At 49.8% G+C, this 23,131-nt stretch carries 15 protein-coding genes and 1 tRNA gene; 7 read left to right on the forward strand and 9 right to left on the reverse strand.

The window, feature by feature from the left end:
* Nucleotides 1-9: 9 nt before the first annotated feature.
* From ACFQ0N_RS08405 to ACFQ0N_RS08415, 3 genes are all read right to left on the reverse strand, one after another.
* Nucleotides 10-1,725, reverse strand: a complete 1,716-nt coding sequence (locus ACFQ0N_RS08405) for a long-chain-fatty-acid--CoA ligase (protein WP_379324801.1) — start codon at nucleotides 1,723-1,725, stop codon at nucleotides 10-12.
* Between the two features lie 11 nt (nucleotides 1,726-1,736).
* Nucleotides 1,737-3,521, reverse strand: a complete 1,785-nt coding sequence (locus ACFQ0N_RS08410; protein ID WP_379324803.1) for an acyl-CoA dehydrogenase family protein — start codon at nucleotides 3,519-3,521, stop codon at nucleotides 1,737-1,739.
* 217 nt (nucleotides 3,522-3,738) lie between these two features.
* Entirely contained in the window at nucleotides 3,739-4,563 is an 825-nt protein-coding gene (locus ACFQ0N_RS08415; protein WP_379324805.1) for a VanW family protein, read from the reverse strand.
* Between the two features lie 473 nt (nucleotides 4,564-5,036).
* On the opposite strand from ACFQ0N_RS08415, the gene ilvA reads away from it, so the two are divergent.
* The 3 genes from ilvA (at nucleotide 5,037) to ACFQ0N_RS08430 (ending at nucleotide 8,088) form a co-directional block, all read left to right on the forward strand.
* Nucleotides 5,037-6,296, forward strand: a complete 1,260-nt coding sequence (gene ilvA, locus ACFQ0N_RS08420) for a threonine ammonia-lyase IlvA (protein ID WP_379324807.1) — start codon at nucleotides 5,037-5,039, stop codon at nucleotides 6,294-6,296.
* Between the two features lie 208 nt (nucleotides 6,297-6,504).
* On the forward strand, nucleotides 6,505-7,695 hold the full coding sequence (locus tag ACFQ0N_RS08425; protein WP_379324809.1) for an MFS transporter: 1,191 nt from the start codon (nucleotides 6,505-6,507) through the stop codon (nucleotides 7,693-7,695).
* 18 nt (nucleotides 7,696-7,713) lie between these two features.
* Nucleotides 7,714-8,088 carry a zinc ribbon domain-containing protein gene (locus tag ACFQ0N_RS08430; RefSeq protein ID WP_379324811.1) on the forward strand — a complete coding sequence of 125 codons (375 nt, stop codon included), beginning with the start codon at nucleotides 7,714-7,716 and terminating at the stop codon, nucleotides 8,086-8,088.
* A gap of 45 nt (nucleotides 8,089-8,133) precedes the next feature.
* Here the strand turns inward: ACFQ0N_RS08430 and ACFQ0N_RS08435 are convergent, their stop codons facing one another.
* Together ACFQ0N_RS08435 and ACFQ0N_RS08440 are read right to left on the reverse strand one after the other, a co-directional pair.
* Nucleotides 8,134-9,192, reverse strand: a complete 1,059-nt coding sequence (locus ACFQ0N_RS08435) for an FUSC family protein (protein WP_379324813.1) — start codon at nucleotides 9,190-9,192, stop codon at nucleotides 8,134-8,136.
* Between the two features lie 184 nt (nucleotides 9,193-9,376).
* Entirely contained in the window at nucleotides 9,377-11,149 is a 1,773-nt protein-coding gene (locus tag ACFQ0N_RS08440; protein WP_379324815.1) for an ATP-binding protein, read from the reverse strand.
* Nucleotides 11,150-11,333: 184 nt separating this feature from the next.
* Here ACFQ0N_RS08440 and mscL point away from each other — a divergent pair, with 184 nt between their 5' ends.
* On the forward strand, nucleotides 11,334-11,822 hold the full coding sequence (gene mscL, locus ACFQ0N_RS08445) for a large conductance mechanosensitive channel protein MscL (RefSeq protein WP_379324817.1): 489 nt from the start codon (nucleotides 11,334-11,336) through the stop codon (nucleotides 11,820-11,822).
* A gap of 455 nt (nucleotides 11,823-12,277) precedes the next feature.
* On the opposite strand, the gene ACFQ0N_RS08450 is transcribed toward mscL, so the two are convergent.
* Together ACFQ0N_RS08450 and ACFQ0N_RS08455 are read right to left on the reverse strand one after the other, a co-directional pair.
* Complete coding sequence (locus ACFQ0N_RS08450) at nucleotides 12,278-12,838, reverse strand: hypothetical protein (RefSeq protein WP_379324819.1); 561 nt, start codon at nucleotides 12,836-12,838, stop codon at nucleotides 12,278-12,280.
* A 337-nt stretch (nucleotides 12,839-13,175) separates the two neighbouring features.
* Nucleotides 13,176-13,250: transfer RNA gene (locus tag ACFQ0N_RS08455), tRNA-Thr, on the reverse strand.
* Nucleotides 13,251-14,305: 1,055 nt separating this feature from the next.
* Here ACFQ0N_RS08455 and ACFQ0N_RS08460 point away from each other — a divergent pair.
* The 3 genes from ACFQ0N_RS08460 (at nucleotide 14,306) to ACFQ0N_RS08470 (ending at nucleotide 17,770) form a co-directional block, all read left to right on the forward strand.
* Entirely contained in the window at nucleotides 14,306-15,745 is a 1,440-nt protein-coding gene (locus ACFQ0N_RS08460) for an MBOAT family O-acyltransferase (RefSeq protein ID WP_379324821.1), read from the forward strand.
* 18 nt (nucleotides 15,746-15,763) lie between these two features.
* Nucleotides 15,764-17,275 (forward strand): copper amine oxidase N-terminal domain-containing protein, encoded by a 1,512-nt coding sequence (locus ACFQ0N_RS08465; protein ID WP_379324823.1) that lies wholly within the window; start codon nucleotides 15,764-15,766, stop codon nucleotides 17,273-17,275.
* Between the two features lie 276 nt (nucleotides 17,276-17,551).
* Complete coding sequence (locus ACFQ0N_RS08470) at nucleotides 17,552-17,770, forward strand: hypothetical protein (protein ID WP_379324825.1); 219 nt, start codon at nucleotides 17,552-17,554, stop codon at nucleotides 17,768-17,770.
* A gap of 207 nt (nucleotides 17,771-17,977) precedes the next feature.
* Here the strand turns inward: ACFQ0N_RS08470 and ACFQ0N_RS08475 are convergent, their stop codons facing one another.
* Together ACFQ0N_RS08475 and ACFQ0N_RS08480 are read right to left on the reverse strand one after the other, a co-directional pair.
* The gene (locus tag ACFQ0N_RS08475; protein WP_379324827.1) at nucleotides 17,978-18,700 is read right to left on the reverse strand and encodes a response regulator transcription factor; all 723 of its coding nucleotides are present in this window, start codon (nucleotides 18,698-18,700) and stop codon (nucleotides 17,978-17,980) included.
* A 97-nt stretch (nucleotides 18,701-18,797) separates the two neighbouring features.
* Complete coding sequence (locus ACFQ0N_RS08480; protein ID WP_379324829.1) at nucleotides 18,798-22,622, reverse strand: response regulator; 3,825 nt, start codon at nucleotides 22,620-22,622, stop codon at nucleotides 18,798-18,800.
* Nucleotides 22,623-23,131 lie beyond the last annotated feature (509 nt).

Genomic DNA, 23,131 nt, shown 5'->3' on the forward strand with positions numbered 1-23,131 from the left:
GTCCTAATCCTAATTTCCCGCTTCGTCTTCCTCAAGCAGCTTGCGTCTTAGCACTTTGCCGATAAGCGACATCGGCAATTGATCGCGAAAAGCATATTGATGGGGCACTTTGTAGGCCGCAAGCCGTTCCCGGCACCATAAATCGAGCTGCGCCGCCGAAACCGTTACGCCATCCTTTAATACAATGTAAGCTTTAACCGTCTCTCCGCGGTATTGATCCTTTACACCGACGACAGCCGCTGTTTTTACAGCCGGATGCTCATAAAGCACTTCTTCGACTTCACGCGGATAAATGTTGAAGCCGCCGGCGATTATAACATCTTTTTTACGGTCAACGATACTGAAGTAGCCGTCTTCATCCATTTTGCCCAAATCTCCGGTATATAACCATCCATTTTGCAGCGCTGCCGCCGTTTCTTCCGGACGGTTCCAATAGCCTGCCATCACTTGCGGACCGCGTATGATCAGTTCCCCAACCTCGCCAGGGGGCAGTTCTTCGCCAGTGGCTTCATCGACAATTTTGGCATCCGTTCCCGGCAGCGGCAGACCGATTGTCCCGATTTTTCGTTTTCCCCACAATGGATTCGCATGCGTTACCGGGGAGGATTCGGTCAATCCATAGCCTTCGATCAGCTTTCCACCCGTAAGCGCCTCGAATTGCTCCTGCACTTCAAGCGGCAATGGGGCCGCACCGCTGACACAAGCCTCAATCGACGTTAAATTGTAACGATGGAGCTCCTTATAATTGTTTACAGCCACATACATGGTAGGCGCTCCCGGAAAGACAGTCGGATGCAGGCGGTCGATTGTTTCCATTACCTTCTCGATTTCAAATTTGGGCAATAAAATTAGCGTGCCTGCACGCAGTACAGACAAATTCATTAATACCGTTAATCCAAATACATGGAAGATTGGCAGCGCGGCCAAAAAAAGCTCCTGGCCATCCCGCAAACGATAGCACCAGCTTGCGGTCTGTCTGGCGTTGGCCGCCAGGTTGCGATGTGTCAGCATGACGCCCTTGGCCAGTCCCGTCGTTCCTCCGGTATATTGCAGCAGCGCAATTGCAGCCGCCGGGTCAAGTGAAATCCTGTTCGGAGCTGCCGGCGCTTTGGCTAACAAACGCTTATAAGATACGACACCGCCTGTTCTGTATGGAATAGGCGCGGGGCGGGTTTTGGTCTGCCTCCGTTGTTTAAGGGGATAAAGTATATTTTTCGGAAAAGGAAGGGCGTCCTGAATAGACGTAATCAATATATGGCGCAGAGCCGGAATCGGCCCTTGCTGCGGCTCATTGCCGCGCACCTTGGCTAATCGCGGATATAAGGCGTCTAACGTAATGATCGCCGCCGCGCCGCTGTCTTTAAGCTGATGCTCCAGCTCGCGTTCAACATACAATGGATTGGTCATCACGACGATGGCGCCGGCCATTAATGCTCCGAAATATGTGATGACCATTTGCGGACAATTGGGCAGCATAATCGCGACCCGCTCTCCTTCTTGAATGCCCAAGCCTTGCAGAGCAGCAGCCATTCGATTGGCATCCGCCAGCAGCTTGCGATAGGTCAATTTTTTACCGAAAAAGGTTAGAGCGATATGCTCAGGATATTTGGCCGCCGCCTGACGCAACAGATCAGGTACCGTTTCATCCGGTATTTCTATATCAGGTGAAACCTCCTCCGGATAAAAGCGATGCCACGGCTTGCCGCTTCCAAAACGCTCCTCCATCTCTTCGCCTCCTAAGTGACATATTGACCGTTGCGAATGACAGATGCCGCAATGTTTCGTTTCAGGTGAATAATGTTAGGCAGCGGCGCCCGCAGCAGCCTTTTCAATATCATTAGCTGCACCTGCAGCTCTTCTCCCGTTTCGAGGGACGCAAGCACCCGCTTCGCCTTCCCCTCCAGTTCTTCCATCGCTTCATATACCCAGACGACGGTCATATCAACTGCGGTTTGCAGCCCCTTCGTCTCAGTTTCGCTGTCAGCCGCGCGGCGCATTCTTTTGATTGTTCTGAGCGCTGCGCTTTCCATCGCATAGACCGCTATAATCATGTCCGACAGCATCGCCAGCATCTCTTGCTCCTGCTCCAATGACAAACCGTATTTCTGCACAGCAAGCCCGCCCACAGCAAGGAAAACCTTTTTTGCCTGCCGAATCCGGAACAGCTCGCCATCAAGCGGCTTCGCGAATGGCGGTGGCGGCTCCGGCTGTGCCAGCTCGGATTGCAGCTGACGAGCTTTGCGCAGCAGCGGCAGCTCGCCCTTCAGCGCTTTTTTCATCAGCATGCCTGGAACCAGGATTCGATTAATTTCATTTGTCCCTTCCGATATGCGGCTCAATCGGGCCGCCCGGTACAGGTGTTCTACTTCATAAGTGCGGCTGTAGCCGCGGCCGCCATATATTTGCACCGCTTCATCGACGATTTTGGCCAGCGCCTCCGAGGCGAATACTTTGTTAAGCGAGCACTCTAATGCATACTCATCCCATAGCTTGAAGGCCGCTGCAGCATCCGTCCCTACATCCTGCGCCGCTTGATCAAGCTCTCCGGCCATTCGGTACAGCATGCTTTCTGTGACGTAGGCAGCCGTGTTCATCTCGGCCAGCTTGCAGGCAATAAGCGGGAAAGCGGCGAGCATCCGGCCAAACTGCTTGCGATGGATAGCATATTGAGCAGCGAGACCGATCGCGAGTTTTTGCCTGCCCAGACAGCCTGCCGCTTGATGAAAGCGCCCATAGTTCAATATATTAAAAGCGACGTGATGTCCTTTGCCTACAGTACCCAATACGTTGCAGACCGGTACTGCTGCCGAATCCAGTGTTACCGGGCATATCGATGCGCCCTCCATCCCCATCGTCCGCTCTTCCGCTCCGATGTGCAGCCCGGGCGAACAGCGATCGACGAGAAAGGCGGTAAAGTCGTCGCCGTCGACCTTGGCAAAAATAATAAACAGCTCTGCAATCCCTGCATTAGTGACATATAATTTTGTACCGTGCAGCATGTAAAATTGCTTATCCGGAGACAGCCTTGCCGTCGTTTTGATGCTGAGCGCATCTGAGCCTGCCCGCTGCTCGGTCAAGCCGTAGGCAGCAATTTTTTTGCCGCTGCACAAGTCGGCCAGATAGCGGTTTTTCTGATCTTCTGTACCAAAAAAAGCAATCGCTGCAATTCCCAAATGAATATGAGCATCGAGTGACAAGCTAAAATAATCAGCCTCGGCAAAAGTCTCGGAAAGTTGTACCGCTTGCCCTGTATATTGGCCAACTCCGCCCTCTCTGCCCGTTATAGCGCATTCGAGCAGCTGCAGTTCTCCCGCTCTGCGCATCCAGCGCTTCATCTGTTCATAATCCGGCGCCTCGACTTGCAGCACATGTGGCCGAATTTCTTTGCGTATAAAGCTCTGAGCAGCTATGAGAGCCGCCTCCGCCTGCTCTGCCAGCGCTAGCTCTTCCGGAATCGCCACTCCATCCGGGTCGCAATCGTCTATTACAAAGCGGCCGCTCTGTTTATGACGCTGTGCCATGCAAGTCAGCTCCCTTCCTTCTTGTCTCAACCGCGCATTTGCAAACATTGACGTAGATTATCGTATTGCATTATATGTCGCTGCGTAAGCGATCATGCCGTAAGCCGCAGGCAGCAAAAAGAAGCGGCCAAGTAGTTATCCGCTTTCCTACTTGTCCGCTTCCTATGGAATAAATTTTATTTCTGCAAAACCGATCATTCTCAAGTCCGGATCAACCTTAAGCGCCTTCTCCGTCCGCCTTATTACTATCGGACAATAGGGGAGCATACATCATAAGCGCATTATTCTCGGCAACAAATTCCTCGCCCACGATTTCTTCTTCAGCATTGCGCACAATGCGATAAATGATATTGTGACGCATATACCCTCCCCAATAAAGCTGGCTGAAGCGGTGCTCCTTCTCCACAATTTCATAGCTGTACATAGGCTTGGCCGCAGATCGCCACTCGCCATACAGCTGATGATCATGCACCTTCACTTTCAATTGAAAGTTCACCTTCGTATCGTTGCGAATCATTAAATCCAAATAATTATAGGCGCATGTCGCCCCGCTTCCAAAAGGCTGCGTACGATTGGCGTCAGGAAAGACATCATAACTGTGCCGATGCCGCTCTGCGATCGTCAGAGGCGTATGCAGGGTCATCCAATAGATCAGGTTGGAAAGCTGACAAAGTCCGCCGCCTGTTCCTGGTTTAAAGCCTCCATAAAAGAGCACCATCCCCGGCAAATAGCCCTTGCGGCGCGTCGGCTTACCGATCAGCTTCCAATAAGACATTGTTTCTCCCGGTTTGATCACGATACCGTCCAGGCAGGCTGCCGCCAGCTGCAAATTCGTTTCCTTATTGTGCTGGAGCCACATATCAACATCCTTCAGCTTACGGAGAGTCGGCGTGTTATGGCTAAAAACAGAGAAAGGCAGCTCCTCTTCCTTAAACTCAGCGGCAAACTTTAATCCCCCAAACAACCAGTACACCCATCTTTTCCAGGTGTAAAATATTTTGCCGGCCACCAATCTCAGCCTGGATCGCTGCCGCGGCTTCATGAAACCCCTCCTGACATTAGGATGTATCTTCCACATTACCTCAATAATAACCAGCTCGTAAATAGCATCATAAGCTAAAAATTTCTTAAAGCTTCCAATAGATAACGATTGACATTTGTCTTTTACAGCGGTATAACAAGATTATTCAATACCTTTAAATTCATTGATGGGAACAGGCGAGTTTGTACAGGCATCCCCCAGAGAGTCGATCACTGCTGAAATTCGACGTTTGCCGGCAAATCCATCGTATCCTCCCTGAGAAGCTATGCCGAACCAGATCGGGATGATCGGCTTTAAGCATAGACGGTATCCGCCGTTACACGGAGCGCGTATGTTGGTACGCGGCTAAGTGCTATTTGTCGTCTATTGCAGACGATAATGGAATCAGGGTGGTAACGCGAGTTCTATCTCGTCCCTTATGGGGACGGGATTTTTTGTATTTTCCATATTTTTGAAAGGCGGTAGTTCACCTTATGGAACAATTAAGATCAATGGTCAGTATGACGGAAATTGCCCAAGCGCAGATGCATATTAAAGAAGCGGCTGTCCGTACTCCCCTCCAGCATAATCGGGTATTATCTGCCAGATACGGCTGCACCGTGTTATTAAAACGCGAGGACCTGCAAACCGTGCGTTCCTTCAAGCTGCGGGGCGCCTATCATCTTATGAAGTCATTGCCCGAGGAGCGGCTGGCCCGCGGTGTCGTTTGCGCCAGCGCAGGCAATCACGCGCAAGGTGTCGCTTATTCTTGCCAAGCGCTGGGCATCCCGGGCAAAATCTATATGCCCAGCACGACTCCCAGACAAAAAGTCTCGCAAGTATCCTTTTTTGGCGGTTCCTCAGTCGAAGTTATTCTGACAGGGGATACGTTTGACGACGCTTATGCCAAGGCTGTCGAAGCATGTGAACGCGACGGCATGGCTTTCATCCATCCGTTCGACGATCCGAAAATTATTGCCGGCAACGGAACAATCGGCAAAGAAATTATGGAGGGCATGGAGGTCGTGCCCGACTATGTCTTTGTTACTGTAGGCGGCGGCGGTCTGGCCGCAGGGGTAGGCGCCTATGTCAAAGCTGTCTCCCCGGCCACAAAAATGATTGGCGTCGAGCCGGAAGGCGCCCCATCCTTAAAAAGGGCCATCGAGAAGGGCGATGTCGTGACACTCGATTCGATCGACAAGTTCGTCGATGGCGCGGCAGTCAAACGCGTAGGAGAGCTGACATTCGCCATGTGCCGCGAGCTGCTTGACGATATTATACTTGTGCCTGAAGGCAAAGCTTGTACAGCCATGCTTGATTTGTACAATGAGAATGCGATAGTCGCTGAACCGGCCGGAGCGCTGCCAATTGCGGCGCTGGACTTCTATCGCGACCAGATCGCCGGGAAAACCGTTGTCTGTGTTGTGAGCGGCGGCAATAATGATGTCGACCGTATGCAAGAAATAAAAGAACGCTCGCTGGTCTATGAAGGACTGAAGCATTATTTTATGGTCAACTTCCCGCAGCGGGCCGGCGCACTGCGCGAGTTTCTTGATGAGGTGCTCGGGCCCAATGATGATATTGCCCGTTTCGAGTATACCAAGAAGCACAATAAGGACAACGGCCCGGCCTTAGTGGGGATCGAGCTGAAATATCGCGAGGATTATGAGCCGCTGGTAGAAAGAATGCACAAAAAGGGCTATCAGTTCATTGAGCTCAACAAAGACCCCCTGCTGTTCAACCTGCTGATTTAAATTGCGTGCCCGCCGGCTTGCGGCTTTAGGCTCTGAGCCGGCCCTTATGCTCGAATCCTTTGCTTTTTCCAGGCAAGACACGTATATTATAGTTCACCAGGGACAAACCAAAGATAGAGCTTTCTATGCATATTTTCCAAATATTAATGAAACTCTGGCTATGTTCAATCGTTTATAGATTAAATAGCCCTTGTAAAGGAGGTCTTCTGTGGCTGCTCATTCAAAGCGTCTTGCCGGCACAGAGGTAGCGTTATTTTCGGTCATCCTGTTTCTCGTCGAATTTGTTCGCGGCGCAGTGCTGATCAGCTTCCTTCCCATTTTCGGACAGAAAACGCTCGGTCTTAATTTTGATGTCATTGGCGTCGCTATTACAGCACATTATTTGATCGATACTGTGCTAAAAATGCTGATCGGTTACTTGCTCGATCGCTTCTCGATCCGTTTTATCGTACATATGGGGCTGTTCATTTCCTTGATCGGCCTGGTGCTGCTGCAGTTTTCCTATCAGCCGTGGATTTTCATTATTGCCGCCGCGCTGTATGGGGTAGGCGTATCGCCGATCTGGATTGTTTGTCTAACAAAGGTGAGCGAGGAAAACCGGGCAACACAAATGGGCTTTCTCTATACGATCTGGCTCGTCGGCCTCGGCTCCGGTCCGATTATTTGCAACATCATTATGGATTACAGCAGCAGCGTCACATATTATGCCCTGCTCATCCTCTCTTTGCTGGCGTGGATACTCGCATTATTTATTAGCAACCGCCAGGAAAGAACCGTCTCGACGATTCCTTTTCGGGAGCAGCTCGTCATTCTGCGCAGCCGTCTCAAACATATGAAGCTTCTGCTGCCCGGCATGATTTTGCAAACCGCGGGGGCCGGCATGCTTATTCCGATCTTGCCAAGCTTTGCCCAGAACCGTCTGGGAATGACAGGAGCGCAATACTCCCTGCTGCTGCTTGCAGGCGGGGCTTTCACAGCTGCCGGCCTTATCCCCTTTGGACGGCTGTCCGATAAACTGGGCGGCAAAAAGTGGTTTCTCGTAATCGGGTTTATTTTAATCGCCGCCGGCCTATACGGGCTTGCGCTTGAACCGCCGCTGTGGCAATGCTTACTGCTCGCCGCTATACTTGGCGCATCCTATGCTTCGTTGCTGCCAGCCTGGAACGCTCTGCTCGCCACCTATGTTCCTCCTCAGCAATCCGGCCTCGGATGGGGTATTTTCTCTACGGTCGAAGGGATTGGCGGCATGATCGGCCCTGTCATTGGCGGTTTTATCGCCTCTGCTCAAGGAGAATCCACCGTCGTCTGGTACAGTGCTATTTTGTTCGGAGTTATCGGATTTTTCTATATTTGGTTTCCGTTCCGTTCATTCGCCGAACCGGATAACCGGGCCAAATGATGCAAGGGGGGACGCTGATTGCTGCTTGCAGAAATGAATACTGGCACGGCTGAAGCAGCGCTGCCCGCCTGGGCTGGCACAACGGCGACAATTGTCGTCCTTCTGGTCGCCGTGGCGCTTATCGCTGGAATGATCTTCATCATCCGCCAGATGACAGACTATAGCGACAATGTAGACGAGCCCGACAAATACAAGGCGCTGCGCGATTTTGTTTCCGCGCTGTTCGGCAAAAAAGCCGCGCAGCAAGCAGAGGCAGATAGCGCCGAGGCGCAATCTGCGGCCGCGGCAGATCCGGACAAGCGCGACTCCTTCTGCGAGCCTTGCCCCGCATGCGGCGTAACCGTAACAGAGCAGCATATTTTTTGCCCGTCTTGCGGTCTCAGGCTCCAATGAGCAAAAAAAGGTCGCCCCTTGTCACTTCTCAAGGGGCGACCTTTTTTATTGCTGAGCACCGGACTGTACCGCCTTCTGTTCCTCGGCCTCATCACGCTGCAGCACTTGCTCAGCCAGCCGCTCCAGACGGTGCAGATGGTACTCATATTCAAAAATAGCCGAGGCAACGAAGACGAGGCGCTTGCGTTCTTCTGGATCTTCATTAAAATAATCGCTCAGCTGCTTAGCAAACGCCTTTTCCCGCTCCGCTTCAGGCTCAAGGGCTACGCGATGCTTAAGCTTTCCATCGATTTTCAGCAATATTTGCTCATGAAACTTCGTTAATGCTTCAATTTGGCGATCGAACCGCTGCGCCCATTTGCCTGACTCCGGCGCGGCAAAGTAATGCTCCTCCACCACCTCAAGCAGATCTGTCCCTTGCTGCAATGTTTTGATCAGCTGTTTGGACAATATGAGCTGACGCGCTTTTTCGCGCTTCTGGTTGTTCAGCCAGGAGCGCTCTTCCTCGAACAGCTTATACCGCTCCTCGAGCTTGTGCAAGGTTTGATAGAGCTTCTCCTTTTCCTTGCGGTGGACATCTTCCTTCAGCTCGTCCGAAATCGACATGCGCAGCAGCAATGACAGCTCGCTGTACGCTTCCTTTACCTGCTCCGCAAATTGCTTGCGCGGCCGGGGAGGAAACACAAGTATATTAACGGCAAATGCCGCTCCCATGCCTGTCAACACCATTAAAAAACGCTCCAGGGCAAACAGCCAGCCTTCACCAGTCGCCTCCATCACAGCTACAACTGTAACCAGCGTCAAGCCAATTGTACTTTCCATTCGCAAGCGGATACTAATTAAAATAACGATAATACATACCATTCCGACAGCAATTGCCGAATTTCCAAACAGACGCACTGCTGTTAAAGCGACGACAGCTCCCAACACATTCGTTTGCAACTGATCGCTTATATGCTGCCATGACCGGGAAATCGAGGGCTGAATCGTAAAAATTGCCGCAACCGCAGCGATAATCGGCGAAGCAAAGCCGAACAATCCGCTTAAATATACGGCTAATGCTACTGCAAGCCCTGTCTTGAATACACGAGCGCCAATCGTCATCTTTCTTTAACTCCTTCTCCACCCTCCGCAAACGAACGTGCGGCCGGGCGGATTGCTCCTGATGTTTCTGGCTGCGAAATAAACCTGCTCTAAGCCTAAATAATTCCCTGCTATAGTATCGCTTATTCCGCATCCTTACGCTATTATAGCGCATCAAGAGCATAACGCACCACTGAACTGGCCTCTATGATTTCAACTGTTTGGCGAACTCTGCATCAGCTTCCCCCAATTGCGGGCTATTATAAGGCAGTATGATGTCAAATGTCGTTCCGTTCCCCAGAGCGCTGTCAACCGTGATGCGCCCATTATGATTGTCCACGATCTTGTAACTGACCATCAGGCCCAGACCGGTGCCTTTGTCTTTGGTCGTATAGAAGGGTTGCCCCATCTTCGCCAGCTGCTCATCGGAAATGCCAGGCCCGCCGTCTTGAATCCGGACAATAATCTCTTCCTCTTCCCGCATGCATATAATTCGAATTAAGCCGCCATCACTCATTGCTTCTATAGCATTTTTAAGGACATTAATAAATACCTGCTTTAACTGATTTTCAACCCCGTGTACCCATAGCGGTTCGTCACCACATGAAATATCCAGCTCAATACTATGAAGGATCGCCTGGGCCTCCAGCAAGGTCACTGTATCGCGCATCACGAGCCTTACATCATTGCAGGTTAAATCGTACACTTGCGGCTTCGATAGCATCAGCATTTCACTTACAATCGATTCAATGCGGTTAAGCTCGGATTTCATAATATCAAAATAGTTCTTACTATTGTGCCGGCCTGAAGCGAGCAACTGCAAAAAGCCTTTCAAAGAAGTGAGCGGATTGCGAATTTCATGCGCGATGCCTGCCGCCAGCTGCCCGGCTACATAGAGCTTCTCCGAATTAATTAGCAGCTCCTCATTCTTTTTTCGCTCCGATATGTCACGAATGATGACCTGATAAGCTAACGTCCCAGGCAACCTGACCCTTGCGGGAACGACCTCCGTGTAGAAAGCTCTCCCTTTGACCGTAAACCACTCCAGCTCTACAGGGGCAGGTGCCAGCTCCCGCTCCGTCTCTCTGAGCATTTTTTTCATCACATGATGGAAATTGGGCTGTAAATAGAGATAGATGGAGCGGCCGAGAAAATCATCCTTGCTCTCCGCTTCGAACATCGCAAACCCTGACCGGTTCACATATTCCCAGCGTCCGTCGCGAATAATAGCTATCATATCGATTGAGTTTTCCACCAGCAGCTTATATCGCTCATTCATCGTGCTATAACGTTGATCGACGAAACGGGCAAGCCAGCTGAAGCCGAAAATGATAGCGGTAGCAATGCCTAGTACAATAACTAACAGCCCCATATACTCTCTTAAACGATCCGCCGTCAAGACGACATCATAAGCGACTACAAGGCTATCAACATTCAGCATCTGCACAACCATGCTAGTTATTCCTAAAATAATGCCTGCTAGCAAGTTGAATCTTTGTTTTTTGGTAAAAATATAGAATGAAACAAATGTGCCTGAAAAACTGATTAGACTGGCAGTTATGTTAAGCTCGCGATCTATTATAAACTCTTGAACACTGCCGCCTAATAAACAAATGAATCCGACACTCGCTATGGCAGCCATCATCAAGACGGTACTGCCAATTATCTGGAACAAATGCATACTCTCGGAGCGCAGCAAGCGAAAGGCCAGGTAAACGGTTATGATCGTCACGACAAGCTTGAACACCGATGTCCAGTCCATAATAATCATATTATCCGTAGCCAACTCAATAATAAACTGAGCGACCCATAAGCCTAAGCCGTATACTGCAGCTCCATTCAGCATCCAATACTGGCGAAAAGCTCTGGCCTGTTTCTGATGCCCGATCATATGAAATACTGTAAAAGATGCCAGCATATTGATAGCAAGAGCCAGCAATAGAAAAATCCAGTTATCTGATAGGATAAGTTCACTCATGAATTGCTTCCTCGATTACCTGATGTAATAGGCTACAGAGGTAAAATTCGACATTTTCCCAGATAATCCTTTTTTCTGAAATAGGAATTAAAACCTATTTATGTTCTATTTCAAAGGCACTATATACCACGTGAATCCTTGCGTTATAATAGAGCGTACAAGATTACGAGAGGAGTATTACAGCATGATGAAAATTTTGAAGGAGTTCAAGGAGTTCGCCGTCAAAGGCAATGTGCTCGACCTTGCCGTCGGTGTCATTATCGGCGCTGCCTTTGGCAAAATCGTCACCTCCGTTGTGAACGACATCATTATGCCGCCGATTGGCAAACTGATGGGCAATGTAAACTTTGTGGACTTATTTATTACGCTCGATAAAGGACAACTAGCTGAAGATCCGAAGACACTTGCCGACGCTACCGCGAACGGCGCAGTCGTTATCGCATATGGCAACTTTATTAATGTCATTATTGACTTTATAATTGTAGCCTTCTGCATCTTCATGATCGTCAAAGGTGCTAATGCGTTGCGCCGATCGAAGCCGGAAGAGCCTGCAGCGCCTACCGAAAAAGAATGCCCCTTCTGCCTGTCGCAAATTCCACTTCAAGCGACTCGCTGCGGACATTGTACTTCGCATTTGACGGAGCCGGGCGCCGAGCAGGCCGCGCGGGTTTAAACGAACAGCGCTAAATAAATCGCCAAGTCAGGCGACAGACAGACGATCCCTTATTTCGCCGAAATACAGGCGATTGGATGGGGGGCGCGGACGCGATCCTTTATTTTGTCGAAAAACGTCGATTTAGAAGTTTCGCGGACAGAGAATCCGTTATTTGCGGATTTTGTCTGATTTTCGCGGCGATTTGGGGCCAATAGCGGAACCACGGTCTGCGGATCGGCCTTTTTGCCACGTTTGTTCACGGATAACGGAACGACGGTCCGGCAAAGTGGCGAAATTGATTCAATAATTACAACAGCCTCCACTCTGTATATATTCAGAGCAAGGAGGCCGTTTTTTATTTACCTCTTATCACTTTTTAAGGTAAAATCAAAAGACGCGGGCTCGATTTTTTTCGAAAACCCGCGTCATTATTGGCGTTGTATAGTGCTGATGAAGCGAAGCGTGGCACTTTTTCAATCTATACAATCCGCATAATACCGCATGAACGCTTCCAGATCGAAAGGGACTTCCTCTTCATCCCGCTCTTCAATATAAGGCCGACCTCTATCATCCGCTGAGTTGATATGCTGCTTCTTGGTTCGGGGAGGGACAGTAAGGTCAAGACTTTCCTGATTGGCGAACCGTTCCATCTCCTCCCATGTAATGCCGAATGGAAATCCCCAACCTGTATACCCCGCTATGTAAGCGTATGTCTCATCGGATTCTGTATCAACCATTCGCTCCTCATTTTGGAGACGCAGCAGCCTCTTCTCTTTACGTGCCTGCTTGTCTTTTACCAAAGCTTCGGCACTTGCTCTTGCCGTTTGAACCACTTCATCGGACAACGGCACACCCAACATTCTCAGTTCCGCAATCGCAGTCCCCGTGTCAACCCCGTAGTGCTTTCTGTAACCACGGATGTACTGTTTGCCATTATATTTTTTGAGCCAACTCACCGCCGATTGCAGCCGGCCTTGCCGGTTCATTCGCTTGGCCCGTGGCGTGTTTGGCTTCTTCTTTTTCTTTCTTCCCAACGGCATGCCTCCCACTAATAGCATCATCCACGTGCTAGGTACTATGGCCAAACTTTTCTTCTAACACCGGAGTTCAGGGGGCTAAAGCGGAAGCCACAGACCTTATTTCGCCAATTACCTTCCTTTTTGAAATCTGGACGGAAGTGAGCGATCTTATTTAGACGTTTTCTTGCGAAATCGGGCTCCTGATCATCAAATAGCAGCGCACAGTTCCGTTACAATTTCAAATCGGTCGAATTTTCGAAAATAGCGGCCGTGATATCCGTTAGATTAGGCCACACATATCAAAAAACGCGGGTCCGATTTCTCGAAAACCCGCGTCATTATTGGCATTATATGGTGCTGGTGAAGGGAATTGAACCCCCGGCCTACGCATTACGAGTGCGTTGCTCTACCCCTGAGCTACACCAGCAAACAAAATAACAGTTTTTTGACGACTATATTAATATATCGCAAAAGCTTTCCCCACGTCAAGCACTATCCTGAAAGTCGTCCAATGTTGGTGCTATCTTCATTCCTCTGATGCTCCCGCGAGGGCGACGAAGGAGGCTGTCGATTTTATGTGGACAACGATTTTTTGTTCGCAGAAGCGGGCAACTGTGAGTCATGCGGACATAGGATCCGTTATTTTGTCGGAACCCGACTAGTTCGGAGGTTTCGCGGACAGACGATCCGTTATTTATGGATTTCGTCAGGTTTTTACGGCGTTTTAAGGCGATTAACGGATCTACGGTCCGCGAGCCAGCCGTTTTAGCTATGTGTTCACAGATAACGAAACTACGGTCCGCGTGCAGCCCACTACGACCGCGATGACAGATGTTCACCTCCGAAGGCGTCTAAACTAACTGGATTTTATGCAGGTAAATTCAGGAAAATCTTAATAACGGACAAACTAGCTGCAAAAACTGCAGTTAAAATCGATGGTTTTAACCCGATATCGCTTTTTTGCCCGAACTAGATGGACTTTTTGCATTTAGTTTTCGTTTTTGGCCCTCTAAAGCAGCAACTAGCTGTATAAAATCCCTTTAGTCGTCTTTTTCGTCTTTGTAGCCTCTGTCGCCTTTGTCGCCTTTGTCGTCTTTGTCGTCTTTGTCCCTAAAAATTGGGGCACTGCCAGGCACACGGTTCGCTTTGCCATTGCGCCTAAGCCATCACACGCAACGGAACATGTATCATTGAACTTAAGAAAACGTTAAGATTAAAAATAGGGCCGCATTAAGTTTTTCGTACTATCGTGTAGGAAGACGACGAGTTTTAGGGGTACTTCATTTTTGTCTATTTTGTGTCTTTTCCAAAATTCATTAAACCTTACGCATATTTGCGCCGTCAACTTCTTTAGCTGCATGAATTACCTCAAATTCATATTTTTTAGCAAAGAAATTCGACGAATCCATGCGAAATATGGTATAAGTGAATGTACTGGTTATCGAATTTCGTCAATTGAAGTTAAGGAGTGTTAGGCCGCATATGCTGTTTAACTCGTACATTTTTATCTTTGCCTTTTTACCTGTCACTGTGCTGATCTACTTTGTACTTAACCGCATGCGTCTCTCTTATGCCGCCAAGGTGTGGCTGGCGCTTGCCTCCCTCTTCTTCTACGGATGGTGGGACGTTAAGTATGTACCGCTTATTCTCGGTTCGATCGCCTTCAACTACTTGATCGGACGTCTTCTTATGCGCAGAAGCGCGGAGGACAATGACGATACGGATGGACAAGCTACTTATTTGAACGAGAAAGCTGTCGGCAAGCGTCGATTATTGCTGACTTTTGGCATTGTCGGCAATGTCGGGCTGCTCATTTATTACAAGTACGCCGACTTTTTCATTACGAACATCAATGATCTGACAGGTACAACATTCTCATTGTTAAAGCTTGTTTTACCGCTCGGGATCAGCTTTTTCACCTTTACCCAAATCGCCTTCCTGGTAGATGCCTTCAAACGTAAGGCAAGAGAGGCGAACATTGTAAACTACGTTCTGTTTGTTACCTTTTATCCGCATTTGATTGCCGGGCCAATTTTGCACCATAGTGAAATGATGCCGCAATTTGACCGGCTGCGCAGTAAAATATGGAACTGGACGAACGCCTCGCGCGGTATTTATGTATTCTGCCTGGGCCTGTTCAAAAAAGTAGTCATCGCCGACTCTTTCGCCGGATATGCGAATGACGGCTTCACCAATGCAACGAAATTTGTCGATTCCTGGATCGCTTCCTTATCTTATACGTTCCAGTTGTATTTTGACTTTAGCGGCTATACCGATATGGCGATCGGCGCGGCGCTGCTCTTTAACATTCGCCTGCCGCAAAACTTCAATTCGCCATACAAAGCGCTTAACATTCAGGATTTCTGGCGGCGCTGGCATATGACGCTCAGCCGCTTTTTGCGCGACTATATTTATATCCCTCTGGGCGGTAACCGCAAGGGAGAAGCCCGCATGCTCGCCAACCAGATGGTGGTCTTTATTGTCGGCGGCTTGTGGCACGGCGCAGGCTGGACATTCCTGATCTGGGGCTTCATGCACGGCGTAGGCACCGTTATCCATAAACTATGGACCAAGCTGGGCATACGCATGCCCAAATGGGTTGCATGGTTCATTACCTTTATCTTTATTAACGTGACATGGGTCTTTTTCCGTGCAACGAACTATGATCAGGCCGAGCGCATCCTGAAAGGCATGTTCGGCATGTCCGGCCTTATGCCGCAGATGGCTTCGCTTAAGCTGCTCTTGCCTGCGGTATTAATGATTATCGTTTTTTTCCCGATCGCAGTCTTTGCACGCAATTCATCGGAACGAATGAACGCTCTGAAGCCAAATTGGAAAACAGGCGTAGCCATTGCCTTCCTGTTTATCGTATCACTGCTGTATTTTAATCGCATTAGTGAATTCCTATACTTCAACTTCTAGAAAGGCGGCGAAATGTCCATGAAAGCTCAAGATTCAACACTCAAGCCCAAAACTTCGCCGCGGCGTCGTGCGGCTTCCAATAAACAAGCAAGCAAACAAATGATAACAGGCTTCACGGCCGGCGCCATTTTGTTTGCGTCACTCGCAATATTGACCATGTTTGTTGTCGATCCTTTGCAGTTCTATCACAAAGCAACCTGGTACAAACCGGTCTTTTCCAATGAACAACGCTATCAAAATCCAGGGCTTGCCAAGAACTACGATTACGATACGATCATTCTCGGCAGCTCCATGACCGAGAACTTTATTCCTTCAGTCGTAAATAAAGATCTGGGCGGCAAGTCGATTAAATTGTCGATCCGCGGCTCCTATGCCGAGGAGCAAAATGATATCGCCAAGGTTGCGTTTCGCACCGGAAAAGTAAAGCAGGTGCTATGGGGCATCGACTACTTTGCCCTTAAACCAGCAAACCTTGATGCACAGGGTCCATATCCGCATTATTTGTATGACGAGAATCGCTGGAACGACTATAAATACTGGTTCAATGTCACGCCTTACCAGGAGCTTGCCAAAGGCCTCTTCAAGCGTTTTACGGCTACCGAGAACGGCAAGCGTATGATGGAGCTGGAATACCTATACAATTGGAACTACTATGTTCTCTATGGCAAAAAATATGTAATGAATTTCTACAAAAAAGCGTTAACCAACGAAATTAGAACAGGGATGAACGAAGAACCGCTTGAGGTCGTGCAAGAAAACTTCACCAAGTATGTTGAATCGCTAATAAAAGAGCACCCTGAGGCCGAATTCAAAATTTACTATCCGCCTTACTCCATTCTTCGGCAGGCGGTGTGGCGCGATTTGAACGTACAGCGCTATGAGCAGCAGTTGACGATGAAGCAATGGATGTTTGACCGCCTGAAGCAGTATCCGAATGTAAAAATATATGATTTTCAGTCCGAGGATGAATGGACCTTCAATTTGGACCTGTTCAAAGACTTGTCCCACCACAATATGAATGTGAACACTTGGATTTCCAATGCGATCGGTCGCAACGATGCTAAATATTTGGTCACCGAGGATACTGTCCAGCAGTTCATCGACCGGCTGCGCTCGCAGGTCGAGGACGTAGCCGCAACAGAGGAAGGCGATCTGCTGCGCGTACAGGTGAGAAAGGCGCCCGATTTGGAGCAGACGATGACCTTTACGCAGAAGGATTTGCGCGGGCCGGATCAAACGCTCTTCATCCCTTCCAAGGAGGCTGCCGCCGCGTTGGAGGCTGAGCTGGTATGGGATCAGGCAACGAAGACGATGACGGTAACCCGAGGCGATCATAAAATTGCGATGACAGTAGACGCTCCCGAAGCGACAGTCAATGGCCAGAAGGTCGCCCTGCCTCATCCTGTCGAGCTGATGGGCGGTAAGACAATCGTACCATTTGCCTTTATGGCAGAAGCCTTAGGCTGGGAAGTTACAATTGACACGCCGAATGAAATGACGCGCAATATAACGATCAAATCGGCACCATAATTCAACAAAAGGCTGTTCCAAAGTTAGCCCGCATACGCGGCATAACATGGAGCAGCCTTTTTCTCATGTCTTGGCCCTTCTGACAGTCCCACATAGTATGAAGTAAGCCTGAATCGCCCATAATAGCATTGTAGAATCATTGGAGATAATTGGAATTTCCAGCCAAAAACGTTAGAAAAGTGTTAGCAAACCAAACAATCGCCTGACTCCGGCTTTATAAGAGACTAAAGGATTTCGACTATAATAGACATAATTCATGATCGGAGGTGATTGGCGATGACAAAAGTCATTACCTTTAAAAATCGTACCGTCCCCGTCCACTATCCTTCCGAGCAGACCACCTATTTGGAAATGCTTCAGAACAAACTTCGGGAGATGGAATACAACTTTGATTTCCGGAAAAAGTGGAAACGTATCGCATCGGTAGAAATGGTGCGCGATGTGGCCATTTTGCAATATAACGACGGCACGAAGCTTTACATGGATGTCAGCTAACATAGAATGCACAGATAAGAAGAAACGGCTGATGCCGTCCTTGGTGCGAGGCAAGTTTCTTCCCCTGAAATTTTATAGAATTTATCGAGTGAAACTTATAAATTCTATAAAATCAAGAAACAAGCCACCTGCCGACAATGGAATCATTGTCAGCAAGCGGCTATTTTTATTGCCTGCAGCTACGGCTCGAGGCTTGCTATTTATTGCTTACGCCTCCTGAACATATTTGTATCCAACGCCCCAGACCGTTCTAATGTATCGGGGCTCTTTAGGATTCGGCTCCACCTTTCGACGCAAATTGACAATATGAACGTCAATCGCCCGATCAGTGACAAAGGAATCAAACCCGCGGATTGCATTGATCAGGTCTTCGCGGCTGAATACTTTCCCCGGCTGTGCGAGAAATAGCTTCATTAGTTCAAATTCAGAGAATGTAGTTTCCACCAATACACCCCGTACAAGCAGCAGCCGCCGCTCAGTGTCGAGTCGGATTGGCGCTTCTTCTGCAGCAGTCTTCTGATCGGTAAACGGCATTTCAGACAACGTATTGCTTGCAGAGGTGCCCACTAGCTTGGAACGACGGATAAGGGCTTCTATCCGTGCACTGAGCTCATGCATGCTGAATGGCTTGCATAAATAATCATCTGCCCCTGCCCGCAACGCTTGTACACGTTCAGACACTTCCGTCTTCATGGATACGACCATAACCGGTACACATGAATGCTGCCGTATTATCCGGCATAATTCCGTTCCATCCCAATCTGGGAGCATGAGATCAAGCAGTACCAGATCCGGATCGAAGCTCTCCAGCTGCCTCAATCCCGCTTCACCATTCCCCGCTTGCTTCACCGCGTAGCCTTCTTCCGACAAATACAGTGTCAGCATGTCGCTCATCATGACATCATCTTCAATGACAAGCACCTTATTCATGGATTTCACCTCGGGGGACTGAAGAATGCGTTAGAATGCCTTTACTACAAATATACAATAGTGAAGATGACCCAACAATAGATTTGTTAGAAAAATGTTAGGACAAACTGTCGAAAACATCATTTCCTAATTTTTTTAGCAGCGGGTTCAGTTCTTCACCAATTGTCCGAACTGCTGCCTGGATCTCCGCTTCGCTGACGGTGCCCTCCGGCAGCTTGAGCAGACTTTCCAGCCGGTCCGCTTTCTCGGTTAACCCCGCGGCCGACAAGTTGCCCGCTACCCCCTTCAATGTATGCGCCATTCTTCTGGCTTGAGCGTGGCTTCCGGCCGCCAGCATCGCCAGCAGCCGTTCCTCAAAACCACAATAATCACGGACGAACAGCTCCAGCATATGGCGCAATATATGCCGCTTCCCGTTTACACGCTCCAACGCCTCCGCCACATTCAGCCCTGCGATAACAGGCAGCGCCGGCACCACTTTAACAGCTTCCGTCCCGGCTGGCTCAAGCCTTGATTCTCCGCCGCGGCGAATCCATTTGTCAATCACCTGATGCATCTTTTCCGCATCGATCGGCTTCGTCAACACATCATTCATCCCAAGCTGAATATACCGCTCGTGATCCTGCCGGATCACATTTGCTGTCAAGGCAATGATCGGCAAGCGGTCGAACCGCGGCTCTGAACGAATAATTCGCGCCACTTCATCGCCATCCATGTCCGGCATATGAATGTCCATCAGGATCAAATCCCAATTCCCTTCATCCAGCAGCCGCAGCGTATCCTCGCCCGTTTCGGCAACCTCGACGACAAAGCCCCATTCCCGCAACAGCTCGACCGCCACCAGCTGATTGATGGCATTGTCTTCAGTCAGCAAAATCGTTCCTTTGGACGGGCATTTTTGCTCTAATGCAGCTGCGCTTTCCACAGCGCCTGCCAGCCGCTCTGAAGGACGTCTGCTGAGCACGACAGACAATGCCTGTCTTAAGGCCAGCTTCCCTACCGGCTTCACCAAAATTGCTTCCGGCCGGTCATCTTGCGGTAGCTTGAGCAGTTCTTCCCGGCCAAAAGCAGTCGTCAGCGCGATGGTCATCACACCGCAGCGTCTGGTCACCTCACGAAAGGACTGCCAGGTCTCGCTGCCGTACATATCAGGCATTTCAAAGTCGAGCAGAACGACATCCGGCAATCCCCCGATACCGGCCCGCACCAGCCGTTCTTGCGCGGAGCGCCATGACGAGAAGAGGATGGGCAGCAGCCCCATATCCTCCAAATACGAGTTCCAATGCAGCTGCGAGAGCGGGTAATCCTCCACTACCCAGGCCGCGTAGTTTCCCGTCTGCAGCAGGTGCGGGCTTCCCTTGGGCATTGCTCCTGCGATGGCAAACCTCAGTGTAAAATAGAAGCGGCTGCCTGCCCCTTGCTTGCTTTCCACGCCAATCGCGCCGCCCATCATTTCGACCAAGCTTTTGGCAATAACAAGACCGAGTCCGGTTCCGCCGTATTTGCGGCTTGTCGCGCTTCCAGCCTGCGTGAAAGGTTCGAACAGCTTGGCCAGCTGCTCATCTGAAATTCCGATGCCCGTATCCTCAACCTCAAAGCAAATGGCTGCATATTCTGCCTGCTTCTCTACAAGCGACAGCCGCAGACGCACATGCCCATGGCTTGTAAACTTGATCGCATTGACGCAAAGATTCAACAGCACCTGCTCAAGCCGCAGCGCATCGCCGATCAAGCCGCCTGGGAGCTCATCCGGTATTTCAATCAGAAACTCGAATTGCTCCTTGCCGCCCACAAACATACTTAGCAGATCCGCGAGCTTTTGAATCAGCTGCTCGGGCTTGAATGTAACCTCGCTCAGCTCAATCTTGCCGGCTTCCGCTTTGGCGAAATCGAGAATGTCATTGATAATATGCAGCAAGGCGTCCGATGAAGCATGCATTTTGTCCAAGTAGTCCCGCTGCAGCTCCGATAGCGAGGTTTTTTGCAGCAAACGAATCAGTCCGATAATACCGGCAAGCGGCGTGCGAATTTCATGGCTCATGCGGGCAAGAAAATCGCTGGTTGCCTGACTGGCCTCCTCGGCTTCCCGCGTGGCGGCTTCCAGTTCACTCTGGACGCGCTTCTGCTCGGTTATGTCACGAGCGATACAGGAGATAAACATTTCCCCCGAACCTTCATCCCGGTGAGCAACCAAAATTTTGGACACGTGCACGCCGCGGCCGTCCTTCGTATACAGACAAGTTTCGCTTTCCATAAATCCGTGCAATGAGACCTCGCCTATATTCTCAAGCAGGGCAGCCATCAAGCGGGTTTGTTCAATTGCGGCAATATGGGGCTCTACACGGGTCAGCCCCAGCAGCTCATGTCCGGCTGTATTCATGTAGAGCAACCGCCCGCGATCGTCGAAGATCGCAATTAAATCTTTGGCCGCTTCCAGAACTCTCAGCTGCTGATTTTGCGCCTTCTCCGCTTCCTTCAGACCTGTAATGTCTCTTGCAATCCCTACCAGCCCAATATAGTGCCCGTCCCGATTGCGTATTCCGTTCGAGCTCAGGACAACAGGAAAGGCTGTCCCGTCCTTGCGGACAAACTTCCACTCCCGCTCATAGGATACCCCGTGCTCCTCCTGCAGCTTCGTTAGCAGGTCCAGCCCCGGTGAAATCCCCCTCCCTAATCTCGCGCTCAATTCCGATGCTTCCTGCTGCAGGTCCGCTTCATCGATAAAAGTGAGCGCTGTAGCAGTGCCAAGCACCTCCTCGGCGCGGTACCCCAGCATTTTTTCCGCAGCCTTGCTGAAGTATGTGACCCGATATTGATCATCCAGCATAATAAAGGCGTATTCATTCTGGTTAATAATCGCTTCCATCCGTTCAAAGCTTTCGCGCAAGCGCGCGCTCATCGTATTAACAGAATAAGACAGCTGCGCCAGCTCATCCTGCCCCGCCTCCGGAACAGGCTCCACGTCGAAGCGCCCTGCCGATGCCGCCTCTGTTACATACAGCACTCGTTTGACCCGCTTCAACAGCTGGTTGGTTAAGAGAAGCAAAAATAAAGTGATGACCGCCTCCGCCAAAGCGATCGTTAAAATCGTGCGCCCCAGCAAAGAGGCGAGCGGCGCCTCGAATTCGTTAAGCGGCACCTTCATCGCAATTTTCCACGGCGTCCCGTTGACAGCCGCAAAAAAGACCATGGCCCGCTCGCCCTGTGACTGGAGCTTTACATAGCCCTCATCCCGCTCAAGCAGATAGGGAGCTGCCTCGGCATAAGGCAGATCCTTGGCAAACAAGGTGCGCTCCATCGCAATTTGCGGATCCGGATAATCTACGATCATCCCTTGCTGATTAAACAGCATGACATGGTCGTCTTTCGTTGCCGGGAAGTCCAGAAACTTTTGCGATAATCCTTCCATACGCAGCGCGGCATTGACGATCCCGACAATTTGCCGGTCCGCGGCGTATACCGGGACTTGTATGACAAATAAATATTTTCCGTCGCGCAGGAATGGGTTCGATACAGTGGATTGGCCCGCCATTGCCTTGCCGAACCATGGCTCATTGCGCAGCTGGATCCGTCTGCCGTCACTCAGCTGCAAAATGCCGTCTTCCCCGACAAAGCCGATCGAGACAAAGTCCGGCTGGGTCTGCAAAACTTCCTCGCGAAAATAATTGTTCCGTTCCTCCGCGGATCCCGAGCGCACACGGCTCGTTCGGCTCATGACCTCCACCTCGGCAAGTCGCGTCGCAATCCAGGAAGATAAGCTTGAAGCATAGATATGTACTTTGGCGCATGCTTGCTCGTGCAATCCTTCCATAACCGTACTCTTGGCAGCTGTATAGTTACCAATCCCGACAATCGTAAGCGGGATGGCTGTAATCAAGAATACGAGCACGATAATTTTTGTCCGAAGCGATCGATTATTCATGCCCTCATCCTCCCGGCATCAGACTGCAACCCTTTCTATTATACGATGCCGGAAGAAAGGCTTCATAGGTCGTCAGTTGCACATGAACGGAAAAATTACGGCTTCATAACACGTTGAATGTAGTAATGTTTGGCACAATACCCTTTGCAGATCGCAGGTTTCGTACAGTTAACCCACTTGCACACTGTAGGAGGACCCGGCTGGCGCACTTTCGTAACAAGAGGGTCTCCATGCCGTAACCAGCGCTGATGATGCATCGAGCAGTACTGTCTTGCTTTCACGGGCCGTCCACAATTTTCCACGATGCAAATTTTCAATTAAATCCCCCTCAGCCCCAATAAAGTGTCCAGAATATTATGGGTCATAGCAAGCTTTCACAAAACTCGCAAAAAACCTGATTTTTCTCACACTTCCCGTTGTTAGGAGACAAATTCGCATTTTTTGTGCGCCGGATGCAGCCGAGTTTAAAAATTTAACCAGTTGAATTTACTGTCTCGAGATGATTATAC

Source organism: Paenibacillus sp. GCM10027626 (genome assembly GCF_042676285.1).
Classification (GTDB): domain Bacteria; phylum Bacillota; class Bacilli; order Paenibacillales; family Paenibacillaceae; genus Paenibacillus_Z.

Bases quoted from the DNA above. Each gene is read 5' to 3' on its own strand.
- ACFQ0N_RS08440 (WP_379324815.1), bottom strand. From the start codon at position 11,149: ATGAGTGAACTTATCCTATCAGATAACTGGATTTTTCTATTGCTGGCT.
- ACFQ0N_RS08465 (WP_379324823.1), top strand. From the start codon at position 15,764: ATGAAAGCTCAAGATTCAACACTCAAGCCCAAAACTTCGCCGCGGCGT.
- ACFQ0N_RS08475 (WP_379324827.1), bottom strand. From the start codon at position 18,700: ATGAATAAGGTGCTTGTCATTGAAGATGATGTCATGATGAGCGACATG.
- ACFQ0N_RS08435 (WP_379324813.1), bottom strand. From the start codon at position 9,192: ATGACGATTGGCGCTCGTGTATTCAAGACAGGGCTTGCAGTAGCATTA.
- mscL (WP_379324817.1), top strand. From the start codon at position 11,334: ATGATGAAAATTTTGAAGGAGTTCAAGGAGTTCGCCGTCAAAGGCAAT.
- ACFQ0N_RS08410 (WP_379324803.1), bottom strand. From the start codon at position 3,521: ATGGCACAGCGTCATAAACAGAGCGGCCGCTTTGTAATAGACGATTGC.
- ACFQ0N_RS08480 (WP_379324829.1), bottom strand. From the start codon at position 22,622: ATGAATAATCGATCGCTTCGGACAAAAATTATCGTGCTCGTATTCTTG.
- ilvA (WP_379324807.1), top strand. From the start codon at position 5,037: ATGGAACAATTAAGATCAATGGTCAGTATGACGGAAATTGCCCAAGCG.
- ACFQ0N_RS08415 (WP_379324805.1), bottom strand. From the start codon at position 4,563: ATGAAGCCGCGGCAGCGATCCAGGCTGAGATTGGTGGCCGGCAAAATA.
- ACFQ0N_RS08405 (WP_379324801.1), bottom strand. From the start codon at position 1,725: ATGGAGGAGCGTTTTGGAAGCGGCAAGCCGTGGCATCGCTTTTATCCG.
- ACFQ0N_RS08460 (WP_379324821.1), top strand. From the start codon at position 14,306: ATGCTGTTTAACTCGTACATTTTTATCTTTGCCTTTTTACCTGTCACT.
- ACFQ0N_RS08470 (WP_379324825.1), top strand. From the start codon at position 17,552: ATGACAAAAGTCATTACCTTTAAAAATCGTACCGTCCCCGTCCACTAT.